Origin of the sequence: Staphylococcus sp. TE8 (genome assembly GCF_000692055.1) — a bacterium.
Lineage (GTDB): Bacteria > Bacillota > Bacilli > Staphylococcales > Staphylococcaceae > Staphylococcus > Staphylococcus capitis.
Genome location: NZ_JMGB01000002.1, coordinates 584,923 through 600,528, shown reverse-complemented (window position 1 = coordinate 600,528; position 15,606 = coordinate 584,923). Strand labels below are relative to the sequence as shown.

The following is a 15,606-nucleotide window of genomic DNA, read 5'->3' as shown; positions in this document are numbered from 1 at the left end:
ACTGTAAATGACATTTAAGTCTGTTCAATTGATGGAAGATTTAGTGAGAAATTTAAATATAAACTTTGAAATATATGCTAATGAAAAATGGAATAAAGAATATGAAGCACTTGATTTGAGTATTAATCATATAAAATGTAAAAGCAGATTAGCTAAGAAAACGAATAAAAAACAGGGATATTTCGTAACATTATGGACTAAAGATTCGATGTCAGTTAATCAACCATTTGAGTATGCTAATTTTCCTGAGAAATTAATAGTAAATGTGATTGATAAGGACAAACTTGGCCAATTTATCTTTCCAAAAGATGAATTATTAAAACGAGAGATATTAAGTAATCATTTTAAGAAAGGTAAAATGGCCTTTAGAGTTTATCCTAGTTGGGTTACACACTTAAATTCTACTGCCCTAAAAACGCAAGCATGGCAGAGTAAATATTTTATAGACTTAACGGAAAACATTGATAAACAGACTATATTAAGGTTATATGGGGAGATATGAATTTAAAATGACTGCTTTTTATCTATTAATATATTTGTTAGTTGGACTAATAAACCAATACCACAAATAAAAATAGATAGATAAACTAGCATGTTTATATTGTGAGTGATAAATAATAATGAACCACATAAAGCTGATCCAATACTACTTCCCAAGTAATTAACTGAGCTATTTAATGCTACTGCAGTCTCACCATAACTTTTATAATTTTTAATAAGTATATGTTGTTGAGGAGCCTGTGTAGCCCAACCCATAGCGCCCCAAAGTAAAAAAGGGAGGCAGCTCGCGATAGGTGTGTGGATTGAGATAGGTAGAAGTATGAAGCTAAATAAAAGAAGTATCATTATACTTAGCACAATTAGGTTAGTAAACTTAAACATATCTATAATAAACCCGATACTAAAGCTTCCTATCAAGCCTCCAATACCCCACAACATCAAATAAGTAGTAAGAGAATAGATACTTTGATAATGTTCAACAATTTTACTTAAATAGGTATATAAACCTAAACTAGCGATTGCTGCACACACTGTAACTGTCATTATTCGAATAATATGAGGATGTATAAATAGCTTAAATCTTTCTTTGATACTTGGTGGAGTCGGGGCAAATATTGCTCTAAAGTGAATAGCTATAAGTACACACGTTAGGGTACTTATTAAGACAATAAATAATAAAGTGACTCTCCAAGAGCTTAAATTTGATATTTGGATACCTAAAGGTACCCCGATGACAGTACCTATACTCAAGCCTCCAACCACAGTCGCAAGAGCTTTCCCTCTATTTTTATTCTCTACTAATTGACTGCCTGTACTAACTGCCATTGGAGAAAAGATGCCTGCACCTAATCCAGCAATTGCTCTTGCCAAGAGATAAATAGGTAAATTAACTGCCAAAGATGTCATGATGTTCGCAAAAATAAAGATGATTAGAGCGAATATAAGTGTTTGCTTAACATTAATTTTAGCTAAAAAGATAGAAAATAATGGCGCAGAAATTGCAAATACAAGTGTAAATATTGTTACACCTTGTCCGATTGCAGTACTTGATTGATTTAAACTTCTACTCATTTCAGGGATTAAGCCTGCGACGATATAAGTATCCATACCTAATGAAAACATTCCCAAGGCTAATATTAGTATTTTCTTCATAATAACCTCCTGTGCAAAACTAAATAGTTTTTAATAATGTAAATTAAGGTTAGTATTTAAATATAAAACTTGGAATAATAAAAGAGTTTCATGGTGTATTAACTAAAAGTTTCAAGGGGATTAATATGGAGACAGATTATATTAGAGATATATTGGAAGTGGCTAAATATAATAGCTTTAACAAAGCATCAGAGGTAATGAATATCAGCACGCCTGCAATACGAAAAAGAGTTACTTCAGTCGAAAATGAATTAAATCAACAAATATTCATAAGAAACAGAAAAGGTGTGTTCTTAACTAAAGAAGGTCAATCAATACTAGAGAAACTAAATAAAATTTATGAAGAAGTTGAAAAAGTAAAAATTAGTAACTCACAGATAAACAAAAGAGACATAAAAGTAGGATTACTTCCGAGTATTAACCCACATAATATTAAAAAAATTGAAGAAACTGAGGATTTGAATTTTCAATATATAATTAATGATAATACAGCTAGCTTGATAGAATCATTAAAAATTAAAGAAATAGATGTAGCTATTGGCGATATCGGTAACATGTCGATAAAGAACTTTTATGCTCAAAAGTTTTATGAAGAAGATTACTTCATAGTCTATTCTGAAAGACGAGAAAAGTTGAATAATTCTTTGTTAAATCTTGGTAATGAAAGAATTTACATTCAAACACCACCATGTGACACACTGCATTTTTTAAACAAAGTTTTAAAAATTAAAGAAGATCTATTAGTTTACAACGATTATTTTGAGACAATTTTAGCCAATGTCTCTGCAAATAAAGGTATAACTCTTTTACCAGAATCATACTTGGATAAGGTAAGTGATAACCTTAATTATATAAAGCTTGAAGAATACGTACGTGAAATAGGTCTCATATCATCTAGTGAATCGTTAAACGCGTATGTAAATGAGATATTAAGCAATTAGTTTATACAAAGATTTCAGCGTAAAAGCAAACATTATACAAAAGTTTTAATGAAAATTATATCTATGATAAATGCCTTATTCGGTAAAGTGTAATCTTTCTTTCGCTCAAATTATTCCTTATACTAGATGTGTAATTATGAAAAGGGGTGGAGGATATGGATGTTAGATTTCCTATAGGAGAATTAGAGTTACCGAACAAAGTAACTTTAGTTGATGTGAAACAATGGATGAGTGAAGTAGAAACATATATTGATCAACTAAAAAATGTTGTTGATGACCTATCAGATGAGCAACTAACTAAAAAATATCGAGAAGGTAGTTGGACAGTCAGACAACTTGTACATCATATTGCAGACTCTCAAATGCAATTATTTAGCCGCTTAAAGTTAGCTTTAACTGAGGAACACCCATCAGCACCTGAGTTTGACCAAAATCAGTGGGTGGATTTAGCAGACTCAAGTTTACCTATCGAAATTTCTATACAATTACTAGATGCCCTAAATCAACGTGTTGTTGCTATTGGTGAAAACGTATCAAACTCGGACCTTGAAAGGAAAGTTAATTTAGAGGGAACAGATGACTTAACCGTAGCATTCTTATTGGCTAAATTATCATGGCATGAGCGTCATCATCTAGAACACATTAAAATTGCACTTTCAAATTAAGACAGAGGGTTGTCTAATAATATAACGAGAGTCAAAAGGATGGGACAATATTGTCTTATCCTTATTACAATGATGTATTAATATTACTCTTGTTTAGACGCACTTTGAACAAACCTTTCATCTATGAAAGAAACTAACTGCAAAATGTAAGATTAGGTAAATGCACGAAATTTTTCAGCCTCCTATCATAAAGATAAGGAGGTTATGTTATGGATAAGAAGCGTATAGTTGAGTTAGATATTATTCGAGGCATAGCGATTTCAGTCGTTCTTTTTGCAAATGTTTCAGAAGTATTGCCCATTTTCGAAGATGAAAAGAAACCTCATTTTACAAGTCTAGATTATATGATTAAACAATTTTTCTCACTATTTATAGATGGACGTTTTATTATGTTGTTTACTTTATTATTTGGTATCGGAATGGGCATATTTATGAATAATGCGCGTAAAAAATCACTTTCACCGTTAAAGCTGATGTTTAGACGTTTACTCTTTCTATTTGTTGTAGGTATCTTTGGTATGATTTTATCATTACCATACGCAGAATATGCAATATGTGGCGCTGTCATCATGTGGTTATTCTTGTTACCTCAAGCACGCTATAATTTATGGATTTCAATTCTTACACTATTAAGCATCAATATCATGACATTTGTAGATACGAATTCCAACTTATATTTAATTGATGCAATGGCAGTGATGCTATTTGGGATGTACATGTCACAAAGTGGTATGATTTATAGATTTAAGCACCATCGTAAGTTTTTCTTAAATACATTCCTTATTTGCTTAGCAGCTATTATTGTTTTAATCGGAATAAAGTATATTGGTTCTAATTTATCATGGATGAATATAGAAGACTTAGTCACACCATTCCAAACGCTCATTTACTTCATAATACTATTATTCATTACTGATAAAGAGAGTGTTCAACGTCTTTTAGTACCTTTTGAAAAGTTAGGTAAAACAGCGTTTACGAATTTTATGGCTCAAATGTTATTACTATATTTCTTTATAAGATTTGTGTTCCCATATAATCATCCAACACCAATTCAATCAATCTGTATTGCGCTACCTATCCTCATAATAAGTATGTTAGTGACACATTGGTGGCTTAAACGTTATCGTCAAGGCCCTCTTGAAGCGTTGTGGCGTAAATGGACCTATAAAAATGTACCTAAGAAAGTAAAAAGTCGCTAAAAAAACTAATTCATACAGTCCCTATGAAGAATAGTGTTTCATAAACCTTTCAATGTGTAATAGGTTAATTAATAAGAGAATTAAGGGGGAATAAAAATGACTGAAGAAAAAGGTTGCGTGAAGTGTGGTCATACGGAAATAGAAGAAGGAACACTATCTGCTACAGGATCAGGTTTATCGAAAATGTTTGATGTTCAGCACAATAACTTTAAAACAATCACATGTACGAATTGTGGTTATACCGAGTTTTACAAAGAAAGTGCTAACCGTGCAAGTGACTTCATAGACTTATTCTTTGGGGGATAATCATTTTTTTGAATCCAAATCTCATGCGTTATTAATTAAAATTCATTTTTTACCAAATATCTTTAAACAGATTTGTATCATTCATAGTAAAGAATTAGTAAACTAAATAAGCATACTATAAAATGAGCTGAAATAACGCTCATTTTTTATTTTACATAAAGTGAGGGGGCTTCTAATGACATCTGAGTATAAAAAGGGAATATTTTTTGCGTTGGTGCTTACGTTTTATGGGGGATACTCCCTATTTATTGGGAACTTATAGATCATATTGGTGCATTTGAAATTCTTGCTTTTAGAATTATTTTCTCAATGATATTTATGATTCTTCTGCTTGTAGTAGGGCGCAAACAACGAGAGGCGTTCCTTAGAGATGTGAATCAATTATTTACACATCCTGTACAACTTGTAGCAATTATTGTAGCGGGATATGTAATCACGATAAATTGGGGAACTTTTATTTGGGCAGTAACAAATGGGCATGTACTTCAATCAAGTTTAGGTTATTATATTAATCCACTTGTCAGTATCGTGCTAGCGCTCATTTTCTTAAAAGAGAGATTTAACAAATTTGAATGGTTAGCCATCATCTTTGCATTAATCGGTGTACTCTATATGACTATTAAAATAGGGGAATTTCCATTCGTATCTATCATGCTCGCCTTATCATTTGGTTTGTATGGACTCCTTAAAAAGATTGTACATATCGATGCGATTAGCAGTATAGCGATAGAATGTATTGTCACTGCGCCAGCGGGAATAATTTATGTTATCTACTTATGGCAACAACATCACATGACGTTTGGATTTAATATGTCGTCATTTTGGCTTGTCTTCTCAGGGGCAGTAACAGCAATCCCACTAATATTGTTCTCAGCAGGAGCGAAACGTATACCATTATCACTTACAGGTTTTATTCAGTATGTAGGACCAACAATTATGTTTATTCTCGGCATTTTCGTCTTTAAAGAAAAGTTTGATGTCCATCAATTAATTACATTTATATTTATATGGATTGGAATTATTCTATATAGTATTTCGCAATATATGAATATTAAGAGAAATCCAATTGCGAAATAAACGCTTCGTTAAAAAGTATATTAAATAAGAAAAGAATCGCTCATTTGAGCGATTCTTTTTTATCATGTTCAAAAATTACATCATTCCAATTAATTTCATCCATAATGAACCTAATCCAATCCAAATAATAAAGTAAACGATACCGAGTACAAGGTTCATAAGCCACCAACGTTTCTGTGATACATAGCCAGAAGCATAAAGAATTGGTGCTGGACCACTACTATAGTGCGTAGTTGAGGCTAGTAAATTACCGAAGAAACCTAACATCAATGCACTGAATAACTGTGGCGCACCAGCTGCTACTGCAACGCCAAGTAACGCGGCATACATGGCACTGACATGTGCAGTTGCACTCGCAAATAAATAGTGTGAGTAGAAGAAAAATAGAATGAGTAAAACTAACACGATTGGCCAACTAAAGCCACCTAAACTATGTGCGATGAGTTTACTTAACCAAGGAATAAATCCTAATTTATTTAATTGATCTGCCATTAATACGAGTACCGAGAACCAAACAAGTGTATTCCAGGCACCTGTTTCATTTAATATATCTTTCCAATTTAATACGCCTGTAAGTAAGAGAAGAGATAACGCGATAAAGGCTGTTAACGTCGCATCAATATTGATAAAGCTACCAGTTATCCAAAGTATTAACGCTACGATAAAAATCCCAATCATAAATTTCTCAGCTAATGAAATTTTGCCCATTTCTTCTAATTGATCAGTAGCCCACTTTTTAGCGTTAGGTGTTTCTTTAACAGTTGGAGGGTACATTTTATAAATAATGAATGGGACAACTATTAGTGAAATAAGACCAGGAACGATAGCTGCAACAAACCAATTCATCCAGGTAATATGAACATGAGCGGTCTTCTCAGCTAAACTTTGAGCGATAGGGTTACCTGCCATTGCAGTTAAGAACATAGCTGCCGTAATAAGGTTACCTTGGAACTCTGTAAATATTAAAAATGCACCCATCTTTCTCTCAGTGCCGTCTTTAGGTGTTGAACCAAATGATTCTGAGAGAGATTTAATGATAGGGAACATTATTCCACCTGCACGAGCAGTGTTACTAGGTGTTGCTGGTGCTAAAATTAAATCTACACCTACAAGAGAATAAGCAAGACCTAGCGTCTTCTTACCAAATAATTTTACGAATTGAAGCGCAATACGTCGGCCGAGTCCTGTTTTAACAAACCCTCTTGAAATGAAAAAGGCCATAGCGATAAGCCAGATACTACTATTACCAAAACCTTCAACAGCTGATTTTGTATCCATGATGCCAACGAGTACCATAATCGTAAAGCCAATGATAGATACAGCACCGATTGTCATAGGTTGCGTGATACATGCGATAATTGTAGCCACAAAAATTGCAAACATATACCAAGCTTGGTCATTTAAAGCATCAGGTTTAAAAGGGGTGAGTGCCCAAATAATCAATCCTACAACAATTGGAAGTATGAATTTACGATATTTAACCGTATTCTCCATCGTCACTTTCCTTCTTTCTATCTCAAATTAAACTTTTTACATTTCAATCATAGTCTTCTGTAAATGAGATGTACAGACCTAAAAGAATATTAATGAGAAAGATTATCAATAAAATCACTATACTTGTGAAAATCAAAAAATCCGATAGCTTAATTATTTAGCTATCGGATGAATACCATTATTGTTCAGCTTTTAAAACACGAGTCATTTCTTCAATTTTACCTGCATGTAATGGGATGTGTAATGCATTAAGCACTAAAAGTTCTTCTAATGTTTTACAACCTGCGATAGGCTGGTCAATTTCTTTTTTGAGCTCTTTATCAGTTAAATGTGTAGCTCTTTCAGGTAACGTTTTAATGTCATTTAAAATGCTTTCGATTGAAGGAACTTCATCATATCCCCAATCTGATGGCTTAGTTCCAGTTCCGAACAATTTACTATATTTATCAACATCAATAACTTCTTGATTACCCATTGCGAGTGCTTCTTCAAACACAGTTAGTACGTGACCATATTGCCAATGTAGTGTATTTGGGAAGACACTGTCATCTTTATCTAATACTTTCATAACATCCCATTTATCATAAACATCTCTAATATAACTTACACCAAAGTCTATAACGTCATAAACAGTTTTAGTCATTTTATACACCCTTTCAAGTGATTTCTAAAAAAATTGCTTGCAACATGTATCTACCCGCTTTTAAAAATGACTACGCATATAATAACGAAGCTATTTGAATTCATATGTAGACTTTGTTTATTATAAAAGTAAACAAAAGGAATATAGGTGAAATGATGTATAAATACTTTAAGAGAAATCGTTTCTCAACGAAAAGTTCTGATATTAAAGATGATTCTGGAAAAATAGTCGGTACCATTCAGAAAAAATTTAATAATATTTTTCAACGGTTGGTTAGTTTTTTTACATTAGGTTTTAAATTTAATCGATTCGTAATTTATGATCATAATGGTGATGTAAAAGCGAGTGTCAAAGTAAAAACGATAATGGCGCAAAAGCGTTTTGATGTTACATATGTTTCAAATAACGGGGAATCACAAGTTTTATTTGATAAGCAAAGTAATGGTCGTGGAGAAACTTATGGAATATTGAAATTTGATGGTAGAATCCTCAATATTCATTCAGACGTGAATAAATATACAGTGATAAAAGATTCTAAACAAGATAAAGAAATCGCAAGTTGGAAACAAAATGGTGACTATGCATATGTTGAGGGGAAAAGTGAGTTATATGAAAAGAATCATTTATTATTTATATTAATTTTGCATTCTTTCGCGAATGTTCATGTATCGCACAGTATTCTGAATCCATTTAATCCAGATACTACTGGCTCCCCAATTATATAGGATGGGTGAAAATTAGTACCATGAGTAGTTTGATTTTGGTGGGGGCTTAGCCTATTCAGGCTTGGTTGTAGAGTGGAACGTACCTACCGCTTAAAGATAATCTAAAATGTAAATAGCGATGAAGGCCATCATAAAAATAGGCATTCATCGTTTATTTTAATATCATAAATACAATTAGTGCGTCTCACCCATAGCAACTTTAATATCTTCTTCTCGTGATATCGCCTTGATAGCAGAGGTTAATCCTTTCGTGATTGTATCGATAGACATTGATGGTTTCTCAGGTTTATCAGTAACTTGTTCTGGAATGTAAGGTACATGAATAAAACCAAACAGTAAGTCTGGATAAGACATATCTGCTAAATAACCTAGTTGATATAATATATGATTACATACAAACGTACCCGCAGTATTTGATAATCTGGCAGGTACTCCTGCTCTTTTAATAGCTTCTACCATTTTTTTAACAGGTAAATTTGAGAAATAAGCCGGCGCGCCGTCTTCTTTTATTACTTTATCAATAGGTTGGTTGCCTTTATTATCTGGAATACGAGCATCATCAATGTTTATCCCTACGCGCTCAGGTGTAATTTCGAAACGACCTCCAGCTTGACCAATTGCTAGAACAACGTCATAAGTGTCTTCTTTTAACGCTTTACAGATTACGTTTTTAGATTCATGAAAGACGGTGGGAATTTCTAATTTAGTGATGACATGTTCGCCGATGTGCGTATCAAGACGATGTACGGCTTCTAAAGCAGGATTTGTGGATTCGCCATCAAATGCATCAAACGCAGTTACTAATATTTTCAAACTCAACGCCTCACTCTCAAATTCAATCATTTAGTTCCATTTTAAAATGATTTTTCACATAAAAACAACTCCGCTACACCTATGTAAGGATAGCGAAGTTGGCATATAAACACTTCAATGATGACTTAAGCGTGGGCATGCTCAGGAACGTCTTTAAAGTTCTCTAGGCGACGATTCCATTCTTCATTACTGATATCATGTTTTGCAACATAACGATTACGTTCATGTTTCGCACAGTCGTATGAGCATGCGCCTAAGTATTTTTCTTCATTTTCTTCAGATACAAGGATTTGTTTATTACATTCTGGGTTAGCACAGTTGATGTAACGTTCACATGGTGTACCATCGAAATGCTCTTTACCAATAACTGTTTTCTCAACTTGGTTAACATCTACACTTATACGTTCATCGAAAACGTACATTTTACCATCCCAGTATTCACCCTTAGTTTCAGGGTCTTTACCGTAAGTCGCAATGCCGCCATGTAGTTGGCCTACATTTTCGAAGCCTTCTTTAACTAACCAGCCAGAGAATTTCTCACAACGGATACCACCAGTACAATATGTCACGATATTTTTACCATCTAATTGATCTTTATTGTTGCGAATCCAATCTGGTAAATCACGGAAACGTGTAATATCAGGACGAATTGCACCACGGAAGTGTCCTAAGTCGAATTCGTAGTCGTTACGTGCATCTAAAATAACAGTATCTTTATCTTCTAAAGCTTCTTTAAATTCTTTAGGTGAATAATATTTACCTGTAGTTACGCGTGGATCTACATCATCTTCTAAACCTAAAGCAACGATTTCTGTTCTAGGTCGAACGTGCATTTTCTTGAATGCATGACCTTCAGCTTCATCAATTTTGAATGTTAAATCAGCGAAACGTTCATCCGCATGCATATGTTCGATATATTTATCTGTGTCTTCTTTTGTACCAGATAAAGTACCATTAATGCCTTCTGTAGAAACTAAGATTCTACCTTTTAAATTATTTTCTTTACAGAATTCTAAGTGCTCTGACGCAAATGTTTCTGGGTCATCAATTGTTACGTATTTATAGTATAAAAGTACTCTATAATCCATTCTTACATTCTCCTCTTTTATTTCTTCTCTATATATGGGGCGATGATTTATAAATATTATTTTGTAGACAAACTAACATGACATAAACAAACTGTTAGAAAATCCTTCTCAATCGAGAAGTCGAAATGCATAAAACGTTGATGAGTGGTAAAAGGGCTTGTCTAAAGTCTGATATTAATACTGTTTACATTTTTTCCATTATAATATTGTACCAAAATGATAAATAGTTTCAATATGCTAGCTTATAAATCATTATTAAAGTTGATATTTTTTGAAAATGCAATCAAATATCGCGACATTTTTTAAGAAAATAAAATATAAAAATAACCGTTATAATACCGCTCTAATGACAATTAAGTTGAGTTCTTATAAAATGGTATCAAAGTTTAAATGAGAGAAAGAGGGGATTAGACGATGGCTATTCAAGATTTACCAACTTTAAAATATACAGGGAAATCGGCAAGTGTTGCACCAATAGTGTCTGAAAATGAGTTGCAAACAGTGACTGCAGAACCTTGGGTTAAAATTTCGGATAGAGGATTACAATTAGAAGGCTTAAATTTCAATCGCGAAGGCAATTTATTCTTATTAGATGTCTTTGAAGGTAATATTTTTAAAGTGAATACATCTACCAAAGAAGTGACTCGACCATTCGTGTCTGAAAAAGCGAATCCAGCAGCTATTAAAGTTCATAAAGATGGACGTTTATTTATATGTTATTTAGGCGACTTTAAGACGACAGGTGGTATTTTCTCAACTACTGAAGAAGGCGAACAATTTGAAGAAATTGTTTCTGAATTAAGCACAGAATACTGTATTGACGATATGGTATTTGATAGTAAGGGTGGTTTCTACTTCACTGATTTCAGAGGATACTCAACAAATCCTCTAGGCGGTGTTTATTATGTATCACCAGACTTCAAGACAATTACACCAGTGATACAGAATATCTCAGTTGCAAACGGTGTCGCATTAAGTACTGATGAACGCGTATTGTGGGTGACTGAAACAACTACAAATCGTCTTCATCGTATTGAATTAGAAGAAGATGGTGTGACTATTGCACCATTTGGCGCAACGATTCCATATTACTTCACAGGTCATGAAGGGCCAGATTCATGTTGTATCGATAGTGATGATAACCTTTATGTGGCAATGTATGGTCAAGGTCGTGTCTTAGTCTTTAATAAAAAGGGTTACCCAATTGGTCAGATCCTAATGCCAGGCCGTGATGAAGGTAAAATGCTACGTTCAACGCATCCACAATTTATTCCAGGTACAAATCAATTGTTAATTTGTACAAATGATATTGAGAATAACTCTGAAGGCGGTTCAATGATTTATACGGTCAATGGATTTGCAAAAGGTCATCAAAGTTATCAGTTTCAATAGATGCAAATTTTTAAGAACAAGTTAATGATTAAAGATATAAATAAGAAGTCGGGTGATAGCCTTTCAATAAACAACCCCTCACTATAAGCGATGATAGTGAGGGGTTTAACTCATTTATAATTGTGTTTTACTATTTAAGAGATAAAATGATGGATATGTTCATTTTGTTAATCTTCTAAACTGAATTCAGCTGATGCTTCAAATTTTACTTCTTTACCTAACATTACGCCACCAGTTTCTAATGCTTGGTTGAAGCTCATGCCATATTTTTCACGGTCAATTGTACCTGTAACAATAAATCCTGTTACTTGTGAACCGTTCATTGGATTTTTACTAATACCATTAAATTCAACATCGAAAGTTTCTTCGTGTGTTTCACCTTTAATAGTTAAATCGCCCGTTACTTTGTTCTCTGAAATTTCTTTTGTTTCAAATGTCCATTTGTCGTTTTCATCTGTTGCGAAGAAGTCACCAGATTTCAAGTGATTATCTCTATCTTCATTTTGCGTGTCGACTGAGCTTGGAATGATAGTTGCAGTTGCTTTAAGTGAACTTAAGTCGTTAATATCTCCATCTAATTGAACATCATATTGGGAGAAAGTACCTTTCACTTTAGATACCATTAAATGTTTGATTTGGAATTGAATATCACTATGTGCTTGATCAAATGTGAATTGAGTCATTATTACATTACCCCTTTTTCATAAGTTTTTAAGTATAATAATTATACCTGATATAATTATTATAAAATCTTTTGCTCAAGTTGCAATCAATAAGTTCTCAATATACTCATTTTTGAAAAATAACTTCTATTAAACATTTACCCATTTTGAGTCATTGTTAGCTGTTATTTTTATAAAAAGAGATGTGTAAAACTTTATTATCTAGGGAATATTCGTTGTGATAAACAATTTCTAAAGAGGTGAAGAAATATGAAAGATATCTCAAGAGGTATCTTTCATATTGGTTTAACTGTACCGGATATAGAGGAAGCCACTGAATTCTTCAAAAAGGGTTTAGACGGAAAGATTGCCTATGATAGTCAAAGAAAAGATGAGAAACCACGTGGTGGTAAAGATGTAGAAAAAATATTGGGCATGAGTAAAGGTGCTCAAATCGTACATAAACGGATGATGGTATTTGGGAATGGTCCAAATATTGAGATGTTTGAATTCCAAAATGCAAAGCAACGAAAACCTGAAGCACTTCAAGATATTGGTTATACACATTTATCGTTTTATGTAGATGACTTTGAAGTGGCTGTAGCCAAAGTAAGATCAGCCGGTGGAGAACTTATTTCTGAGCCTCATAGTAATACGAGATATGAAGACACCGAAGGGAATCAAACAGTATATGTTAAAACACCATGGGGAAGTCTCATTGAATTACAAACCGTTCCAAATGGATTTTATTATCCTCCAGATAATGAAGCGGAACTCTTTACGCCAAGTGAATAATATGTATTAATTTTAACTTTTTATTATGTGAAACTGAGATAGTTCATCTGTCTCAGTTTATTTTTATAAAAAATAATTTTATAGATAGTAAAAGAATGAGTGTGTATAACTAGTGATTATCAAACTATACATAAAAACCCCCTTCAAAGTGGCTCTCTTTGAAGGGGGTAGGGGAAATAAGGTTAATTTAGTTTCAACTTTTTGTTACTTCTAACTTTTACAATATTTATTAAGGGTTTTGGGGTCAGGGGAGAGCCCCAAGTAAGGACTTTAATATTTTATATTTTACAGGGAAAGGGTTAATTATTTAGATTCATAATAATTTAATTCTAAATCTTTTGATGTTTGTTTACGAGTTTCTCTCATTAATTGAACATCATTTATAAGTGATTGACCATATGAAGGAATCATATTTTGTAATTTAGGTTTCCATTCATTTTCGTAGTCAGCGAAGTTTCGTTCTAGAACTTCTAACGCTACAGAAACTGAAGTTGATGCTCCTGGTGATTCTCCTAATAATGCAATAACTGAGTGATCTTCAGAGTTCACAACTTCTGTACCGAATTGAATGAATCCTTTACCGTGCTCAGGCGTATCTTTGATAACTTGAACACGTTTACCTGCAGTGTATAATTGCCAATCTTCGTCACGAGCTTCAGGGTAGAACGTGCGTAAGTGGTTCATACAACCTTCTTTTGTCATCAATACTTGGTCGATTGAATACTTGATTAAAGGTAAATTTTTAACTGCAGATGCAAGTAGTGTTGTAATGTTGTATGGTTTTACAGATTTAAATAAATCTAAGTTAGAACCATTTTTTAAGAATTTAGGACCGATATTCGCAAACGGACCAAATAATAATGTTCTTTCACCATCAATATAACGCGTATCAAGATGAGGTACAGTCATTGGTGGTGTGCCTGGTGGTTCTTTACCATATACTTTAACGTCGTGTTCATTAATGACTTCAGGGTTAGTACAAATTAAGAACTGACCGCTAATAGGGAATCCACCAAGGCGTTTGCTTTCAGGGATACCAGTTTTTTGTAATAGTGGAATAGCGCCACCACCAGCACCTATAAAGACGTAATCCGCGAATACAGTTTCCTCTGAACCATTGTTACGGTTTCTTACTTTCACTTCCCAGATGCCGTCTTGACGTCGGTTGAAATCAATGACTTCATGATTATATTGAACATCGGCATTAGGATGTTGCTCAATATTTTTAGCCATTTTACGTGTTAACTCACCATAGTTAACATCGGTACCTTCGTCAATTTTGCTAGCTGCCATGATTTCATTGCCAGTACGACCTTTCATCATCAATGGCATCCATTTTCTCATTTCTTCGATATCTTCCGTATATTCGATGTTGTCAAACATAGGGAAGTTACGCATCGCTTCGTAACGGTCTTTTAAGAATTCAACGTTATTCTTACCTCTTACGAAACTAATGTGAGGAAGTGGATTAATAAATTCTCTAGGGTTATCAATGTTGCCACTTTTCACAAGGTGTCCCCAGAATTGCTTAGAAATCTCAAATTGTTCATTGATTTCTTTCGCTTTTTCTATATCAATTGAACCATCCGGTTGTTGAACTGTATAGTTCAGTTCGCATAACGCAGCATGTCCAGTACCGGCATTGTTTCTTTCGTTAGAACTTTCAATACCTGGACGATCTAAACGTTCATAGAGTTTGATGTTCCAATTAGGTTCTAATTCTTTAATCATAGAACCGAATGTCGTACTTAAGACACCAGCGCCAATAATAACTATGTTTTTTGACTCATTGTTAGCCATTTTTTGCTCACCTTTCTTAAAACAGAACTCGTGCAAAAATAATTAAATTATTGCGCTGAGTCTTATTATAATTGCTAACAATCTATAACAAAAATACATATTTTCAATAATACCTATTCCATTTTGTAATAATTTAGACATAATATGCTCATTGATTAGACACAAATTAGGAGTAGAACTTGAATTTAATCATATGTCCTACTCCTAATAAATGAGAAGATGGCTACCATAAGTTGGAGCCCCGTCAGCAAGAAGGGCTAGAATTGAAAGAAGCTTGATATAAGCACATTTTCAGTACAACCATCTACAGCATATATATTAAAAAATAAGACTGCGACAATCATTTATGCACA

At 33.3% G+C, this 15,606-nt stretch carries 15 protein-coding genes and 1 pseudogene; 9 read left to right on the top strand and 7 right to left on the bottom strand.

Annotated elements, in window-relative coordinates:
• The first annotated feature begins 7 nt into the window (after window positions 1-7).
• Entirely contained in the window at window positions 8-502 is a 495-nt protein-coding gene (locus CM54_RS09175) for a MepB family protein (protein WP_030058838.1), read from the top strand.
• A gap of 2 nt (window positions 503-504) precedes the next feature.
• Here CM54_RS09175 and CM54_RS09170 read toward each other — a convergent pair whose 3' ends face one another.
• Window positions 505-1,653, bottom strand: coding sequence for an MFS transporter (locus CM54_RS09170; RefSeq protein WP_037550714.1), 1,149 nt, complete (start codon window positions 1,651-1,653; stop codon window positions 505-507).
• Window positions 1,654-1,778: 125 nt separating this feature from the next.
• Between CM54_RS09170 and CM54_RS09165 the strand changes: the two genes are divergently transcribed.
• The 5 genes and pseudogenes from CM54_RS09165 (at window position 1,779) to rarD (ending at window position 5,841) form a co-directional block, all read left to right on the top strand.
• Window positions 1,779-2,594 carry a LysR family transcriptional regulator gene (locus CM54_RS09165; protein WP_030058841.1) on the top strand — a complete coding sequence of 272 codons (816 nt, stop codon included), beginning with the start codon at window positions 1,779-1,781 and terminating at the stop codon, window positions 2,592-2,594.
• A 155-nt stretch (window positions 2,595-2,749) separates the two neighbouring features.
• Window positions 2,750-3,259 (top strand): YfiT family bacillithiol transferase, encoded by a 510-nt coding sequence (locus CM54_RS09160; protein WP_030058842.1) that lies wholly within the window; start codon window positions 2,750-2,752, stop codon window positions 3,257-3,259.
• Between the two features lie 209 nt (window positions 3,260-3,468).
• Window positions 3,469-4,458, top strand: coding sequence for a DUF418 domain-containing protein (locus CM54_RS09155; RefSeq protein ID WP_030058843.1), 990 nt, complete (start codon window positions 3,469-3,471; stop codon window positions 4,456-4,458).
• 96 nt (window positions 4,459-4,554) lie between these two features.
• Window positions 4,555-4,764, top strand: coding sequence for a zinc ribbon domain-containing protein (locus tag CM54_RS09150; protein WP_002434976.1), 210 nt, complete (start codon window positions 4,555-4,557; stop codon window positions 4,762-4,764).
• A gap of 175 nt (window positions 4,765-4,939) precedes the next feature.
• Window positions 4,940-5,841, top strand: a pseudogene (rarD, locus tag CM54_RS09145) (EamA family transporter RarD).
• 75 nt (window positions 5,842-5,916) lie between these two features.
• On the opposite strand, the gene CM54_RS09140 reads toward rarD, so the two are convergent.
• On the bottom strand, window positions 5,917-7,335 hold the full coding sequence (locus CM54_RS09140) for an anion permease (protein WP_037550712.1): 1,419 nt from the start codon (window positions 7,333-7,335) through the stop codon (window positions 5,917-5,919).
• Window positions 7,336-7,513: 178 nt separating this feature from the next.
• Window positions 7,514-7,978 (bottom strand): bacillithiol transferase BstA, encoded by a 465-nt coding sequence (locus CM54_RS09135; protein ID WP_030058850.1) that lies wholly within the window; start codon window positions 7,976-7,978, stop codon window positions 7,514-7,516.
• Between the two features lie 155 nt (window positions 7,979-8,133).
• Here CM54_RS09135 and CM54_RS09130 point away from each other — a divergent pair, with 155 nt between their 5' ends.
• Entirely contained in the window at window positions 8,134-8,703 is a 570-nt protein-coding gene (locus CM54_RS09130; protein WP_030058852.1) for a tubby C-terminal domain-like protein, read from the top strand.
• Window positions 8,704-8,877: 174 nt separating this feature from the next.
• Here CM54_RS09130 and pcp read toward each other — a convergent pair whose 3' ends face one another.
• On the bottom strand, window positions 8,878-9,516 hold the full coding sequence (gene pcp / locus CM54_RS09125) for a pyroglutamyl-peptidase I (protein ID WP_030058854.1): 639 nt from the start codon (window positions 9,514-9,516) through the stop codon (window positions 8,878-8,880).
• A 125-nt stretch (window positions 9,517-9,641) separates the two neighbouring features.
• Entirely contained in the window at window positions 9,642-10,604 is a 963-nt protein-coding gene (trhO, locus tag CM54_RS09120; RefSeq protein WP_030058856.1) for an oxygen-dependent tRNA uridine(34) hydroxylase TrhO, read from the bottom strand.
• Between the two features lie 414 nt (window positions 10,605-11,018).
• Here trhO and CM54_RS09115 point away from each other — a divergent pair, with 414 nt between their 5' ends.
• Window positions 11,019-11,996, top strand: coding sequence for an SMP-30/gluconolactonase/LRE family protein (locus tag CM54_RS09115; RefSeq protein WP_030058858.1), 978 nt, complete (start codon window positions 11,019-11,021; stop codon window positions 11,994-11,996).
• Between the two features lie 167 nt (window positions 11,997-12,163).
• On the opposite strand, the gene CM54_RS09110 is transcribed toward CM54_RS09115, so the two are convergent.
• Window positions 12,164-12,679 (bottom strand): YceI family protein, encoded by a 516-nt coding sequence (locus CM54_RS09110; protein ID WP_002434930.1) that lies wholly within the window; start codon window positions 12,677-12,679, stop codon window positions 12,164-12,166.
• 249 nt (window positions 12,680-12,928) lie between these two features.
• Here CM54_RS09110 and CM54_RS09105 point away from each other — a divergent pair, with 249 nt between their 5' ends.
• Window positions 12,929-13,453 carry a VOC family protein gene (locus tag CM54_RS09105; protein ID WP_037550710.1) on the top strand — a complete coding sequence of 175 codons (525 nt, stop codon included), beginning with the start codon at window positions 12,929-12,931 and terminating at the stop codon, window positions 13,451-13,453.
• A 303-nt stretch (window positions 13,454-13,756) separates the two neighbouring features.
• On the opposite strand, the gene lqo is transcribed toward CM54_RS09105, so the two are convergent.
• Entirely contained in the window at window positions 13,757-15,289 is a 1,533-nt protein-coding gene (gene lqo, locus CM54_RS09100; protein ID WP_269320000.1) for an L-lactate dehydrogenase (quinone), read from the bottom strand.
• Between the last annotated feature and the right edge of the window lie 317 nt (window positions 15,290-15,606).